This window comes from Noviherbaspirillum aridicola, assembly GCF_019656455.1.
Classification (GTDB): Bacteria; Pseudomonadota; Gammaproteobacteria; order Burkholderiales; family Burkholderiaceae_D; genus Noviherbaspirillum; species Noviherbaspirillum aridicola.
Genome location: NZ_BPMK01000008.1, coordinates 151,383 through 164,534 on the forward strand (window position 1 = coordinate 151,383; position 13,152 = coordinate 164,534).

Genomic DNA, 13,152 nt, shown 5'->3' on the forward strand with positions numbered 1-13,152 from the left:
GATTCGACAAGCCGCGCCGCACGGACATACAATTCGTGCGGTCCCGCCCGGCCTCGCCGGCGAGGCCGCAATATTACCCGCAACCAACGAACAATGACGATCCCTTCTTCAGAAATCACCGGCCTGATCCTCGCCGGCGGCCGCGGCACCCGCATGGGCACGGTCGACAAGGGCCTGCAAAACTTCCGCGGCGGTCCGATGGTCATGCACGTCATCATGCGGCTGCAGCCCCAGGTTGGCGAAATCATCATCAACGCCAACCAGAACATCGGCCCGTACGAAGGCTTCGGCTTTCCGGTGTGGCCCGACCAGCTCGGCGGTTTCGAAGGGCCGCTCGCCGGCCTGCAGACCGGACTCACCCACTGCGAAACCGGCTACCTGCTGACCGCCCCCTGCGATTCGCCGTTCCTGCCGGCCGATCTCGCCGAACGTCTCGGCGAGGCGCTCGCGGCGGCGGAGGCCGAGCTCGCGGTCGCGGTGACCGAAGAGGAAGGCAGGCGCCAGCCGCAGCCGGTGTTCTGCCTGATGAAGAGCAGCGTGCTGCCGAGCCTGAACGCCTTCCTGCAGGACGGCGGCCGCAAGATCGACAAGTGGTATCGCTCGCTGCGTTTCGTCGAGGTGCTGTTCGACGATGCCGACGCTTTCCGCAATATCAACACCGTCGACGACCTGCGCCGCTTCGAGCAATCCTGACCAAGGTTCACATGAGCACTCTCTCCGACGTCATCAGCTGCCTGTCCGACTATGATCCGGACGCACTCCCGGTCGTCCGGGCGCAGCAGATCATCCGCGAATTCGTCACGCCCATCCATGCGGTAGAAAAAGTGGCGCTGCGCAGCGCGCTCGGCCGCGTGCTGGCCGACGACATCATCTCGACCATCGACGTGCCCCAGCACGACAATTCCGCGATGGACGGCTATGCCTTCGACGGCGCGGCGCTCGATCCCGCGCGCGACCTCAGGCTGAAGGTCGTCGCCACCATCCATGCCGGCGCCCGCCATGAAGGCGCGGTCGGCGCGGGCGAATGCGTGCGCATCATGACCGGCGCGCCGATGCCGGCCAACTGCGACACGGTGATTCCGCAGGAATTCACGCGCGACGCCAGCGCCGACGCGGTGACCGTTCCCGCCGGCGCGGTCCGCCCCGGCGACAACCGGCGTCTGCGCGGCGAGGACCTGAAGTCCGGCACGCCGGCGCTCCGCAAGGGCAGGGTGGTGCGCCCGGCCGACCTCGGCCTGCTGGCATCGCTCGGCATCGCCGAGGTGCCGGTGCAGCGCCGCCTGCGGGTCGCCTTCTTCTCCACCGGCGACGAACTGCGCTCCATCGGCGAGCCGCTCGACGCCGGCAGCGTCTACGACAGCAACCGCTACACGCTTCACGGGATGCTCACCCGCCTCGGCTGCGAGCTGATCGACATGGGCGTGGTCAAGGACGATCCGGCCACGCTCGAAGCCGCTTTCCGCACCGCCTGCGAGAACGCCGACGCCGTCATCACCACCGGCGGCGTCTCCGTCGGCGAAGCCGACTACACCAAGCAGATGATGGCCACGCTGGGCGACGTCACCTTCTGGAAGATCGGCATGCGTCCCGGCCGACCGATGGCCTTCGGCCGCATTGCCTCCAACGGCAGGAGCGCCTACCTGTTCGGCCTGCCCGGCAACCCTGTCGCGGTGATGGTCACCTTCTACTTCTTCGTCCGCAACGCGCTGCTGCGCATGATGGGCGCGGAAGAAGCACGGCTGCCGCTGATGAAGGTCGCCTCCGCGAACGCGATCCGCAAGAAGCCGGGCCGCACCGAATACCAGCGCGGCATTCTCTCGGTCGACGACGACGGCGTGCAGCGGGTACGCATCACCGGTTCCCAGGGCTCCGGCATCCTGCGTTCCATGGTCGAGGCCAACTGCATGGTCGTGCTCGGCGACGGGCAGGGGACGGTGCAGCCTGGAGAGATGGTGGATGTGATTGTGTTTGATGGGTTGGTGTGATCCGCCGCCGGCTCATGCGGGAGATGCTGGCCTGCACAGACGTCGTTCAACGAAAAAGGTGGCGCCGGCCTCCGTGCCGGCGTAGCTGGCGGTCGTCCGGAGAATGATGGCGCGGCGCGTTTGTCCAGCGAAGCCGATTGCGCCACCTCCGCCGGCCGGCAGGGACGCCGGCCCTACTCTCATGGATCACAGTCCTACGAAAAAGGTAGCGCCGGCCTCCGTGCCGGCGTAACTGGCGGTTGTCCGGAGAATGATGCCTCGACTCGTTTTGTCCAGCGAAGCCGATTGCACTACCTCCGCTGGGCCGGCAGGGACGCCGGCCCTACTGTCATTGATCGCCGTCCTGCGAAAAAATTATCGACGTCCTACGAAAAAGGTGGCGTCGGCCTCCGTGCCGGCGTAGCTGGCGGTCGTCCGGAGAATGATGGCGCGGCGCGTTTGTCGAGCGAAGCCGATTGCGCCACCTCCGCCGGCCGGCAGGGACGCCGGCCCTACTGTCATGGATCACAGCCCTGCGAAAAAGGTAGCGCCGGCCTCCGTGCCGGCGTAACTGGCGGTTGTCCGGAGAATGATGAATCCGCGCGCTTTGTCGAGCGAAGCCGATTGCGCGACCTCCGGGCCGGCAGGGACGCCGGCCCTACTGTCATGGATCACAGTCCTGCGAAAAAGGTGGCGCCGGCCTCCGTGCCGGCGTAGCTGGCGGTTGTCCGGAGAATGATGGCGCGGCGCGTTTGTCGAGCGAAGCCGATTGCGCCACCTCCGCTGGGCCGGCAGGGACGCCGGCCCTACTGTCATGGATCACAGTCCTGCGAAACAGATAGCGCCGGCCTCCGTGCCGGCGTAGCTGGCGGTCGTCCGGAGAATGATCGCACCACGCGCTTTGTCCAGCGAGCCCGATTGCGCCACCTCCGCCGTGCCAACAGGGACGCCGGCCAGGCCGCACGACTTCAATGCAGCGCCACCCCCATGCCCTGCGCGCGCGCCTGCTGCCGCGTCTGCGCGAACGTTCCCGTGCCGAGCCAGGCCCAGAAGCTTCGGGCCTCGTGGCCAGGCCCTTCGATGCGGAGCTTGCCCGAGCGCAGCGCTTCCTGCGGCGTGGTATCGCCGCGCCATATCTCGGTCAGCGCGCGCACGCTCGAATGCACGAGCAGCGTCACTTCGCGTCCCGGGTCTTCGCGGCACAGGTCGGCGCAGCCGTCTTCCACCACCAGCCACCACAGCCTTTCCCCTTCGCGCGCATCATGGAAACGGAAGTTGACCACCACCGGCCGCGGAGGAAACGCTTCCAGGCGCACCGAGCGCCGCACGTCCCACATCAGCAGCGTCACATCGAGTTCATCGTCGCGCAGGTCGCTGCCGACCCAGCGCGCGCCCCAATGGCCGAGCGCCATGATGATCGGCCGCAGCTCTTCGCCGGCATCGGTCAGGCTGTACTCCCAGACCTTGCCGGCCGCATGCCGGCGCACGATGCCTACCGTCTCCAGCTGCCGCAGGCGCTCCGCCAGCAGGCTGGTCGACATGCGCGGCACGCCGCGCCGCAGATCGTTGAAGCGCTTGCTGCCGCACAAAAGCTCCCGCACCACCAACGGCGTCCACCTGCTGCACAGCACTTCCGCGCCGCGCGCCACCGTACAGAACTGTCCATAGCTCTCGTCCATCGCGACCTCCTCGCGCGGGAGAAAAGACTTCAGATTCTGGACTGGACGCGAGGGGCGGGCAAGCGCAGCCTGACGCTGCCTTTACCCACATCAGAAGGAGGATGAGATGAGTACGGACACTGCAATGATGGAATCAACTGCCGAAATGCAAGCACTGAAGGACAAGCTGAAGGCGACCTGGATGTCGGGGGACTACGGCCACTTCGCGAAGTATCTCGAGCCCGGGGCGCTCGACTTCCTGGAACGGCTGGCAATCCCGCCGGGCACGAAGATGCTCGATGTCGCCTGCGGCGCCGGGCAGATCGCGATCCCCGCCGCCCGCGCCGGGGTCAGGGTCACGGGTGTCGATATCGCGGCCAACCTGATCGCGCAGGCAAGGGAACGTGCCCGGACGGAAGGCCTGGACGTGCAATTCGAAGAGGGCGATGCCGAGGCGCTGCCGTTCGCCGATGCCTCGTTCGACATCGTGGTCAGCCTGATCGGCGCCATGTTCGCGCCGCGGCCGGAGCTGGTGGCGGCCGAACTGCTGCGGGTGTGCCGTCCCGGCGGCCGCATCGCGATGGCCAACTGGACCCCCGAGGGGCATGTCGGCCAGATGTTCAAGATCATCGGCAGGCATGTGCCGCCGCCGCCCCTGATGACGCCGCCGCCGAAATGGGGCGATGAAGCCACCGTGCGCGAGCGTCTGGGACGCGGCACCCGCAGCCTCCAGTTGACGAAGCGCCGCTATCCGATGGTCTACCCGTTCCCGCCCGCCGAGGTGGTCGAGTTCTTCTGCACCTATTATGGCCCGACGGTGCGCGCCAGGGCGGCGCTCGATCCGCAGGGACAGCAGGCATTGCTGCGCGACCTGGAACAGCTGTGGCGTGCCAACAATCTGGCCACGGACGGGACCACGCACGTCGAGGCGGAATACCTCGAGGTGAACGCGATACGGGAAGGGTGAGCGCTGCGCTGCGGGAAGAGACAGGGCAGGCGAGCGGAACGATGGGTTCCAGGCGCCTGCCGGTCGAGTGGCCTCAGTGCTTCAGGCCATGCTGCCGGAGCTGGTCCAGCAGCTCCTGTCCGCTGAAGTGCGTGTAGTCCTTGTTGATCTCCAGCTTGACCGCGGATTCCAGCTCCTGGTCGAGCAGCTGCCGCACCGCGCCGAGGAATTTCGGCGAGATCACCAGCGCGAGCTGGTCGAAGCGCCCGTCGCGGTGCGCCTCCAGCAGGAACTTGTTCAGATCGCGCGCGAACAGCTCGGCCGCGTGCTTGTCCGGCGTCATGTTGGGCTCGTACTGCTTGTTCGGCACCGCGCCGCCGGTGTTGTGCATGCTCTTGGTGCCCGCGGTCGGGCCGTACTTGTCGGTCTCCGACTCATGCTCGACCATGCGCAGCCGGGCCGCATCGTTGATCATGTCCTGCACTTCCTGCAGCCCCGAGGAAGCGTCTTCCTGCGCGAAGATCCGCGCCCGGCTTGCATTCGCTGAAACAATCCAGGTTGCACTCATATCGTGTTCCTCTTATTACTTCGGAAAGAAAGTTTCGAGGGGCGGAAGCAGGAAAATGTTCCTTCACACTGGCAAACGCGCCGCTCCGCAGCGGGAAATGCCGCACGCCAATGCACGGGAGGATCAGCGGAGGCTGAGCTTTCCGTCGAGGGGAATCGGCGCGGGAAGCGGGGCCCAGCCATGACGCGCGATCACCTCGTTCGATTCGATCGCGTCGTGCCCGGCGGCCAGGCTGTGAGTGCAATGGAAGGTCCCGCCATCGTAGATCTCGCGCACGGTGCCGCCGTCGTGCGCGACGACCAGCGCAAGCACGTCGTCGCTGCGCGCGATGCCCACCGCCTCCCATCCGCTGCCGAAGTCGCGCTCAAGACGCCGGCGCTTGTCCTCGTCGTCCGGGCCGTCATAAAGCGTGACGTGATCGCAGACCACGACGGGCAGCGCCGGCGGCACCGCCTGGAGCAGGCGCTCGCGCGCGGCGGGGGACAGCTCGAGAATGGCGTACATCGGCGCTCCTGAAACGGCAATGCGGCGAATCCGCGACCGGCCCGGATAGGACAGCCGCCGGCAGGCCAAGTGCCAGCGCCGCGATGAATTTGTCGAGCGGCGACGGGGCGGCGTGCACGGGATGCAGGAACCGGCTCAGGGCGGCAACGATCCCCCGCGCGAGAGGATGCTCTGGAAGTTCAGTACATCCGAGACATAGGTCGGGCTGCCGACGCCGGGGACGCCGCCGGACACATAGAACCGCAGGGCTTCCTCGACGCTGCCTTTCTGGCGGATCCAGTTCTGAAGCTCCAGTGCGCCGCCGATGAGGTTTTCCTCCGGGTCGTTCATGTTCAGTTCGGTGGCATCCTTGCCGGTGCGCTCCTTGATGCGCTGCCGCTGCTCGGGTGTGAGGTTCGGCACGATGTCGTTGAGCCAGCGCTCCTGGCTGATCTGCATCAGCCCGACATCCGAGGTGCCGTCGATATTGGTGGTGACGGTGTTCGGCCTGCCGCGCGACTCCGCCCATACCTGCCCGCCGATCAGGTTGGGGTCGATTCCCGAGATATAGGCGGCATCGTCGATGCCCTTCTTCCAGGGCGTGAGGCCGCCATTGGGGCCGGCATTGAAGCCCGAGCCATCCGGCGTGCCGGAACCGGAGACGGCGCCGCCGCCGTCGCGAGACCCGCCATCGATATCCCATTCATCGGTGGTGGCGCCCGGCGAATTTCCCGTTTGGGGCTTGCCGCCGCCATGGCTGTGGTAGGTATGTTCCGTTCCACCAGAAGAACCGACTCTGCAACTCATGATCCTGACTCCCCCACGGTAATCCGGCCTGATCTTCAGTGGGTGGAGAAATCGGCGGCTTCTGTTCCTTCCGGGCCGTCCGAACGGCGCAGTGTGACGGCTCGAGAAGGATGTCGCGCCCAAAACAGAAAGGCGGCTGCACCGTAAGATGCAGCCGCCCTGAATTCGCTGGTGGGTCGTGAGTGGCTCGAACACTCGACCTACGGATTAAGAGTCCGCTGCTCTACCAACTGAGCTAACGACCCAACGAAGCCAAAGATTATAGCGGCGATTGCAAGAGAAAGGAAGCCCCTTCCGATAGTTACGGATTGGCGGCCGGTTCCGCCGAGGCATCGAGCGCCCCGATCCTTCCCGGGATGCGTCGTCCCGGCGCGCGGAGGCGGACGCAGGCCGCAGGCCGGCCCCGGTCATTTCCCGATCCGAACTATTTTTGTTACCGCGCCACTCACGGGCATTTCACGGACCGGGGCGCAAAAATGAAGGATGCGAATTCGAGTACTGCTCCGATGTTTGAAACGGCGCGTTTCGCGCTGTATCCGCTGGCGCCGATCGTGGCGCGCCAGCTGGCCGAGTACCTGCTGCGGGACGAGTCGCTCGTGGCCAAGGTCCCGGCGCTCCGGGACAGGCCGCCGGAAGACGCGATCCAGCTCGCGCGCCGGATCGAGGCGGACGGCGAGCGCGGGGCGTGCCGCATGTGGGGCATCATGACGCGGGAAGACAAGACCCTGATCGGCATGGTCATCACGCGCAACACGACGGCCGGCTTCGACCTTGAACTGCTGGTGTCGTCGAAGCACGATGTGTACGACCCGACCGACGAAGTCTGCGACCCGGTGCTGGAATGGCTGGACGACAATTCGGACGTCGTCTGGCATCCGCCCGTCACGCTTCACTGAAGCGGCGGGCGGCCAGTGGCGACGGCTACTGGTTGATCGCCGAGGTGGCCTTGAGCACTTCTTCGGCCGTGGTTACGCCTTCGGCGATCTTGAGGGCGCCGGCGATGCGCAGCGGCTTCATGCCATCCTCGATGCTCTGCGCGCGCAGCGCGTGGATGTCGGTTTCTTCCTTGATCAGCCTGGCGAAGGGCTGGCTCACGGTGAGCAGCTCGTACAGGCCGGTGCGGCCGCGGTAGCCGGTCTGGCGGCATTCCGGGCAGCCGATCGGGCGGTAGACGGTGGCGGGCCTGGGCAGCGGCCGGCCCTCGGACAGCGCGGCCCAGGTCTCGTCGAGCAGTTCGCCGCCGGGCTGCTTGCAGTCGGGGCAGAGCGTGCGTACCAGGCGCTGGGCCATGATGCCGATCAGCGTGGTCTCGAGCAGGTAGTAGGGCACGCCGAGTTCGAGCAGCCGCATCACCGCGGACGGCGCGTCGTTGGTATGCAGGGTGGAGAGCACCAGGTGGCCGGTGAGCGCCGCCTGAATCGCCATCTCGGCGGTTTCGAGGTCGCGGATCTCGCCGACCATGATGATGTCCGGGTCCTGCCGCATCAGGGCGCGCACGCCGTCGGCGAAGGACAGGTCGATGCCGTGCTGAACCTGCATCTGGTTGAACGAGGCTTCCACCATTTCGATCGGGTCTTCCACCGTGCAGACGTTCACCTCCGACGTGGCGAGCGCCTTGAGCGTGGTGTAGAGCGTGGTGGTCTTGCCGGAGCCGGTGGGGCCGGTGACGAGGATGATGCCGTGCGCCCGCCTCGTCAGCTCGTCCCAGCGGCGCGCGTCGTCGGGCGGAAAGCCCAGCTCGGGCAGGGTCTTGACCACCACTTCCGGATCGAAGATGCGCATCACCAGCTTCTCGCCGAAGGCGGTCGGCAGGGTCGACAGGCGCAGCTCGATTTCCTGCCCGCCGGCGGTCAGCGTCTTGATGCGTCCGTCCTGGGGACGCCGCTTCTCGATCACGTCCATGCGGCCGAGTAGCTTGATGCGCGCGGTCATGGCGATCATCACCGCGATCGGCACCTGGTAGACCTGGTGCAGGATGCCGTCGATGCGGAAGCGGATCGCGCCGAGGTCGCGCTTGGGCTCGAGGTGGATGTCCGATGCGCGCTGCTCGAAGGCGTACTGCCACAGCCAGTCGACGATGTTGACGATGTGCTGGTCGTTGGCGTCGAGCGTCTTGTTGCTCTTGCCCAGTTCCACCAGCTGCTCGAAGTTGTTGCGCAGCGAGACGTCGGTGTTGCCGGTCTTGTTGGCGCCCTTGATCGACTTGGCGAGCGTGAAGAACTGGGAGGTGTACTGCGCGATGTCGAGCGGATTGGCGACCACCAGCTGCACGTTGCGGCGGGTGATCTTGGCGATCTCCGGCTCCCACTCGGTAATGAAGGGCTCGGTGGTCGCGATCACGACCTCGGTGGCCGTCAGGTCCACCGGCAGGATGTTGAAGCGGCTCGCGTAGGTCGCGGACATGACGTCGGCGACCCGGGTGAAGTCGATCTTCAGCGGATCGATGCGGAAGAAGGGCAGGCCCGCCCTGGCCGCCAGCCATTCCGTCAGCGAGTCCAGCGTCAGCTGCCGGTGCGGGGGCTGCGCCGCCTGCAGCTTGCATTGCGCGACCGCCGTCAGCGGATGCATGGCCACGGTGGCGTTGCGCAGCAGGGCCTGGGCTTCGTTGTACTTGGCCTTTGCAATGGCCTTGTCGAGCAGGCCATCGGCCATCAGCCAGGTGAAGATCTGATTGAGGTCGAGCTTCTTCGGCGCCGGCCTGGGGGCGGCGGCCGCGGTCGCGGGCGTGGCGGGGCTGAGACGGGCGTTCATGATCCTCCTGCTTTTTTCTGGCGCGCGGTGTGCCAGGCCTTGATGCCGTTGACCCAGGACCTGGTGGGCAGCCTGGTGGCGGCGGTGATGCGTTCGGCGCGCTCGTGCAGCGCGGCGAAGTCGAACTCGCGCTTCGTCCTGAAGGCGAGCACGACGACATTCCCTTCATGCACCGGCGCCAGGCAGACGGCGTCGTCGAAGGCGTAGCCGATGGCCTTGAAGTTGCGCGGATAGCTGGCATGCTCGCCGAACAGGTTGACGGTCATGATGCCTTCCGGCTTGAGGCAGGCGGCGCAGGCTTCATAGAATTCCGGCGTGTCGAGCACCGGGCCGCGCACGGTGGCGTCATAGAGGTCCACCTGCAGCGCGTCGAGCGTGCCGTGATTGGCCGGGTCGGTGACGAAATCCATTGCGTCCATTTCCCGCACCGACAGGCGGTCGTCGTCGGGCGGCAGCCTGAACATGGAGCGGCACACGGCGACCACCGACGGGTTGAGTTCGACCGCCGTCACCTGGGCCTGCGGGAACTGCTGGTAGCAGAATTTCGTCAGCGCGCCGGTGCCCAGTCCGAGCTGGGCGACATGGGTCGGCTGCTCGATGAACAGCATCCAGGCCATCATCTGCTGCGCGTACTCCAGTTCGATCCAGTTCGGCTTGCGCACCCGCATCGCGCCCTGTATCCATTCGGTGCCGAAGTGCAGGTAGATCACGCCTTTTTCTTCCGACAGGGTGACCGGAGCGAACCTGGGCTTGCGCGGCTTGGCGGCGGGCTTGCCGGGACCTTCCTTGCGGTTGGCCTGGGCTTCGATGGACTTGCGTTTGATGAGCATGGAAAGGTCGGGCGCTGCTGGTTTCCGCCATTCTACAGAAGGATATTCCGCCACTCAGCCAGTTTCTGCCCGAAGCTGGACCGGGCGTTGGCCGGCGAAGACGAGGGCAGCACGAGGGTGTCGAAGCCCGCGGCTGCGAACCGGGGCGCGAACTTGCCCGATGTCTTGCCATTGAAGCAAGCCTTGCGCAGCTGCGGGCAGCGCTCGTGCAGGAGGTCGAACTGGTTGGCCTGCGCCTGACGGATCGCGCTGTCGAGACTGCCTTCCCTGGCGCAGGCCGCCAGCACGTCCCACAGGCCGACGCCGTGCGCGAGCAGGCGCGCCAGGCGCTGCGCATAGGGCAGGCCGACCAGGTCTTCGTCCAGTACCGCCGACAGCAGCGGCCAGAAGTGATTGCGGGGATGCGCGTAGTACTGCCCGGCGGCCAGCGATGCGTTGCCGGGAAAGCTGCCGAGGATCAGGATGCGGGTGCGTGCGTCGAGCACCGGCGCCAGGCCGGAGAGCAGGGGAGTCTGGATCATCGGTGGATTTTAGCCGGCTGGCAGAGCGCGTGCCGTTTGCCGCCCCGTCTGCCGGAAAATGCCCGAATTGCTAAGATACTCGCCATTCCGGTTCAGGGGCGAGGCGTATGAGCAAGAAGGTCATGGTACTCACCGGCGGCAGCCGCGGCATCGGCGCGGCGACGGCTCAACTCGCCGCGGTGCAGGGCTATGCGGTCTGCCTGAGTTATGCAAGCCAGGCGGCCAAGGCGGACGAGGTGGTTGCGGCGATACGCAACAGCGGCGGCGAGGCGATCGCGGTGCAGGCCGACGTCTCGCGCGAGGCGGATGTGCTGCGCCTGTTCGAAACCGCCGACCGTGAATTCGGCACCCTGACCGCGCTGGTCAACAATGCCGGCATCCTCGAGCACCATATGCGGGTCGAGCAGATGGATGTCGGGCGTCTCGAGCGGGTGCTGGCCACCAATGTCATCGGCAGCTTCCTCTGCGCGCGTGAAGCGGTGCGCCGGATGTCGACCAGCCATGGCGGCATCGGCGGCGCGATCGTGAACGTGTCCTCGATGGCGGCGCGGCTCGGATCGCCGAACGAGTATGTCGATTACGCCGCATCCAAGGGCGCGATCGACAGCATGACGATCGGCCTGGCCAAGGAGGTGGCGGCCGAAGGCATACGCGTCAACGCGGTGAGGCCGGGCGTCATCTACACCGAGATCCACGCCAGCGGCGGCGAGCCGGGCAGGGTGGACCGCATCAAGGACAGCGTACCGATGCGCCGTGGCGGCGACGCGCTGGAAGTCGCGCACGCGATCATGTGGCTGGTGTCGGAGCAGTCGTCGTACACCACCGGCGGGTTCATCGACGTCTCCGGCGGACGCTAGACCGGGGCACCATACCGGGCACGATGGAGCGGCCCCTGCGCCGCGCCTCGGTGGCCTGCCGGGCTGCATCCGCATATGCACTGGAACTCCTGCCGGGCATGCGGGCACTCATGCCCACGCTTTCACCAGCACCCTCTACATCAGGAGCATCGCCATGACGAGACCGATCGCGCCCCCGGCGGCGCCGCGCGTGCAATTGCTGGATCTGCCGAACGAGGCGCTGCTCAATGTGATCGAGCATGTCGGCGGCAATGCCGGCTCGATCCGTTCCACTGCAGCCAGTGCCGACCCCGTGCGGGCGGCGCGGGATCAGGCAAGGCATGCGCTTCGCGCGCGTGCCAGCATCCCCCTGATCAACAGCTTCTTCCGCGACATGTACTACGCTTCGCTGCGGACGGCGAAGAATGCCGAATGCGGCTTTCTGCATACCAATGGCGCATTGGCACGCTGCGCGTCGCTGCCGGAGCATGAATTCGCGCCGCGCGTGAAATCCGTGGTCGACAGGTCGTCGCACATCGAGGCTGACCTGGAAGCCTTCTCGCCGGCTCAGGTGCAAACTTTTTTGTCCGCGCTGCGCGCCAAAGCCGCAACACCAGGAAATACGCTGCGCAATCTCCGGCTCCTGACCGGAGAGCGGGACCTCGTCGCGACGGAGCAGTTTCTGGGGGCGCTGCGCGCCGCGCATGGAAACCATTGCCCGGCGATCGAGTGGCATTGCCGTTTCGCCGGGCCGGAAGTGACAACCCCGCCCGATCTGAGAGGGTACCGGGAGCTGACCGCGGTCAGGCTCCAGGCTTGTCAGAACCTGCTCGATCCCCCGGTCTTCGGCGATAACCCGAATCTGGTATCAGTCGAAATCGGCGATGCCACGGAGATGAACCGCGCGCCCGACTTTTCAGGCCTGCCGGAACTGGCAAAGGTGACTCTGTCTCGCTGCTTGCAGCTCGCGGTGCCTCCGGACTTCAGCCGCAACACGAAGCTTGCGCACGTCCGGATACAGATGTGCCCGCTCCTGCAACAACCCCCTGTGTTCGGGAACAACCCGGAGCTCGTGCTCGTCGATCTCGGCCACTGCGCGCTGACCGAACCGCCCGATTTCAGCGAATGCAAGCATCTCGCGATCCTGAACCTCAGGGGATGCGGTGAGTTGAGGACCGCCCCCGATCTGTCGTGCCTCGAAAACCTCGAAATCCTCAAGCTGGATGCGCCGGCCATCACCGTCACGCCAGACCTCGAAAACAACGCTGCGTTGAAATCGCTCGACCTGAGCGGATGCGTTGCACTGACCACACAGCTCAACCTCGAACGCAATCCCGGGCTGGTGTCCCTGAAACTGAAGGGCAACCCGGCGGCCGTCGTTCCTTTGGATTTCCGCGACAACCCGAAGCTCGAGGACATCGACCTGAGTTCATGCGCCGACCTGACCGCGCCGCCGGACTTCGGCAGCAATCCCGCGCTGGTCTCGGTGAATTTGAGCAATTGCACTGCGCTTGAGGCAGGGCCTGATTTCAGCAATAACCCAAACCTGAGATCCGTGCAGCTGCAAGGCTGCGCCAGACTGTCATCCGCGCCGAAATTCGCCAGTTACGCCTCGCTCGCGATCGTCGACATAGGCGGATGCGCCGCTATTCCGCCAGACCAGATCAGGGAGCTGCGGGAAGGGTTGCAAGCCCGGCTCAGGACACGTCCGCCGCGGCACGGCCAGCGCGGCTTGCCGCGGCCTGCCTGATCAGGGTTCGCCGAAGGCCGCGCCTTTTTCAGCCGGTG

General features: G+C 66.1%; 13 protein-coding genes and 1 tRNA gene. 6 read left to right on the forward strand and 8 right to left on the reverse strand.

Translation table 11 applies throughout. The features are described 5' to 3' along the window. The first annotated feature begins 93 nt into the window (after nt 1-93). On the forward strand, nt 94-693 hold the full coding sequence (gene mobA / locus NCCP691_RS10540) for a molybdenum cofactor guanylyltransferase MobA (protein ID WP_220808232.1): 600 nt from the start codon (nt 94-96) through the stop codon (nt 691-693). A gap of 11 nt (nt 694-704) precedes the next feature. After that, nucleotides 705-1,985, forward strand: coding sequence for a molybdopterin molybdotransferase MoeA (gene moeA, locus NCCP691_RS10545; protein ID WP_220808233.1), 1,281 nt, complete (start codon nt 705-707; stop codon nt 1,983-1,985). A gap of 947 nt (nt 1,986-2,932) precedes the next feature. Here moeA and NCCP691_RS10550 read toward each other — a convergent pair. Beyond that, on the reverse strand, nt 2,933-3,643 hold the full coding sequence (locus tag NCCP691_RS10550) for a winged helix-turn-helix transcriptional regulator (RefSeq protein ID WP_220808234.1): 711 nt from the start codon (nt 3,641-3,643) through the stop codon (nt 2,933-2,935). Nucleotides 3,644-3,767: 124 nt separating this feature from the next. Between NCCP691_RS10550 and NCCP691_RS10555 the strand changes: the two genes are divergently transcribed. Continuing rightward, complete coding sequence (locus NCCP691_RS10555) at nt 3,768-4,589, forward strand: class I SAM-dependent methyltransferase (RefSeq protein ID WP_220808235.1); 822 nt, start codon at nt 3,768-3,770, stop codon at nt 4,587-4,589. A gap of 73 nt (nt 4,590-4,662) precedes the next feature. On the opposite strand, the gene NCCP691_RS10560 is transcribed toward NCCP691_RS10555, so the two are convergent. The 4 genes from NCCP691_RS10560 to NCCP691_RS10575 all read right to left on the reverse strand — a co-directional run bounded on the left by NCCP691_RS10560 (nt 4,663) and on the right by NCCP691_RS10575 (nt 6,671). Further along, the gene (locus NCCP691_RS10560; protein ID WP_220808236.1) at nt 4,663-5,136 is read right to left on the reverse strand and encodes a host attachment protein; all 474 of its coding nucleotides are present in this window, start codon (nt 5,134-5,136) and stop codon (nt 4,663-4,665) included. A gap of 123 nt (nt 5,137-5,259) precedes the next feature. Next, nucleotides 5,260-5,640, reverse strand: a complete 381-nt coding sequence (locus tag NCCP691_RS10565; protein ID WP_220808237.1) for a hypothetical protein — start codon at nt 5,638-5,640, stop codon at nt 5,260-5,262. Nucleotides 5,641-5,775: 135 nt separating this feature from the next. Further along, nucleotides 5,776-6,426 (reverse strand): transglycosylase SLT domain-containing protein, encoded by a 651-nt coding sequence (locus NCCP691_RS10570; protein ID WP_220808238.1) that lies wholly within the window; start codon nt 6,424-6,426, stop codon nt 5,776-5,778. Nucleotides 6,427-6,595: 169 nt separating this feature from the next. Beyond that, a tRNA-Lys gene (locus NCCP691_RS10575) sits at nt 6,596-6,671 on the reverse strand. Nucleotides 6,672-6,932: 261 nt separating this feature from the next. Between NCCP691_RS10575 and NCCP691_RS10580 the strand changes: the two genes are divergently transcribed. Next, entirely contained in the window at nt 6,933-7,322 is a 390-nt protein-coding gene (locus tag NCCP691_RS10580; protein ID WP_220808239.1) for a GNAT family N-acetyltransferase, read from the forward strand. A 25-nt stretch (nt 7,323-7,347) separates the two neighbouring features. Here NCCP691_RS10580 and tfpB read toward each other — a convergent pair whose 3' ends face one another. The 3 genes from tfpB to NCCP691_RS10595 are packed head-to-tail and all read right to left on the reverse strand — an operon-like array spanning nt 7,348 to nt 10,528. After that, a complete protein-coding gene (gene tfpB, locus NCCP691_RS10585; protein WP_220808240.1) occupies nt 7,348-9,177 on the reverse strand; it encodes a type IV pilus assembly ATPase TfpB in 1,830 nt (609 codons plus the stop codon). Further along, a complete protein-coding gene (locus NCCP691_RS10590; RefSeq protein ID WP_220808241.1) occupies nt 9,174-10,007 on the reverse strand; it encodes a spermine/spermidine synthase domain-containing protein in 834 nt (277 codons plus the stop codon). The genes tfpB and NCCP691_RS10590 overlap by 4 nt, the downstream gene beginning before the upstream one ends. Before the next feature lie 32 nt (nt 10,008-10,039). Beyond that, on the reverse strand, nt 10,040-10,528 hold the full coding sequence (locus NCCP691_RS10595) for a DNA-deoxyinosine glycosylase (protein WP_238482396.1): 489 nt from the start codon (nt 10,526-10,528) through the stop codon (nt 10,040-10,042). A gap of 107 nt (nt 10,529-10,635) precedes the next feature. Here NCCP691_RS10595 and NCCP691_RS10600 point away from each other — a divergent pair, with 107 nt between their 5' ends. After that, a complete protein-coding gene (locus tag NCCP691_RS10600) occupies nt 10,636-11,385 on the forward strand; it encodes an SDR family oxidoreductase (protein WP_220808242.1) in 750 nt (249 codons plus the stop codon). Between the two features lie 154 nt (nt 11,386-11,539). After that, a complete protein-coding gene (locus NCCP691_RS10605; RefSeq protein WP_220808243.1) occupies nt 11,540-13,114 on the forward strand; it encodes a leucine-rich repeat domain-containing protein in 1,575 nt (524 codons plus the stop codon). The last annotated feature ends 38 nt before the right edge of the window (nt 13,115-13,152 follow it).

Coding starts and splice junctions, on each gene's coding strand:
- NCCP691_RS10565 (WP_220808237.1), bottom strand. CDS start 5,640: ATGTACGCCATTCTCGAGCTGTCCCCCGCCGCGCGCGAGCGCCTGCTC.
- NCCP691_RS10550 (WP_220808234.1), bottom strand. CDS start 3,643: ATGGACGAGAGCTATGGACAGTTCTGTACGGTGGCGCGCGGCGCGGAA.
- tfpB (WP_220808240.1), bottom strand. CDS start 9,177: ATGAACGCCCGTCTCAGCCCCGCCACGCCCGCGACCGCGGCCGCCGCC.
- NCCP691_RS10605 (WP_220808243.1), top strand. CDS start 11,540: ATGACGAGACCGATCGCGCCCCCGGCGGCGCCGCGCGTGCAATTGCTG.
- NCCP691_RS10580 (WP_220808239.1), top strand. CDS start 6,933: ATGTTTGAAACGGCGCGTTTCGCGCTGTATCCGCTGGCGCCGATCGTG.
- NCCP691_RS10555 (WP_220808235.1), top strand. CDS start 3,768: ATGATGGAATCAACTGCCGAAATGCAAGCACTGAAGGACAAGCTGAAG.
- NCCP691_RS10600 (WP_220808242.1), top strand. CDS start 10,636: ATGAGCAAGAAGGTCATGGTACTCACCGGCGGCAGCCGCGGCATCGGC.
- mobA (WP_220808232.1), top strand. CDS start 94: ATGACGATCCCTTCTTCAGAAATCACCGGCCTGATCCTCGCCGGCGGC.
- NCCP691_RS10590 (WP_220808241.1), bottom strand. CDS start 10,007: ATGCTCATCAAACGCAAGTCCATCGAAGCCCAGGCCAACCGCAAGGAA.
- NCCP691_RS10595 (WP_238482396.1), bottom strand. CDS start 10,528: ATGATCCAGACTCCCCTGCTCTCCGGCCTGGCGCCGGTGCTCGACGCA.
- moeA (WP_220808233.1), top strand. CDS start 705: ATGAGCACTCTCTCCGACGTCATCAGCTGCCTGTCCGACTATGATCCG.
- NCCP691_RS10570 (WP_220808238.1), bottom strand. CDS start 6,426: ATGAGTTGCAGAGTCGGTTCTTCTGGTGGAACGGAACATACCTACCAC.
- NCCP691_RS10560 (WP_220808236.1), bottom strand. CDS start 5,136: ATGAGTGCAACCTGGATTGTTTCAGCGAATGCAAGCCGGGCGCGGATC.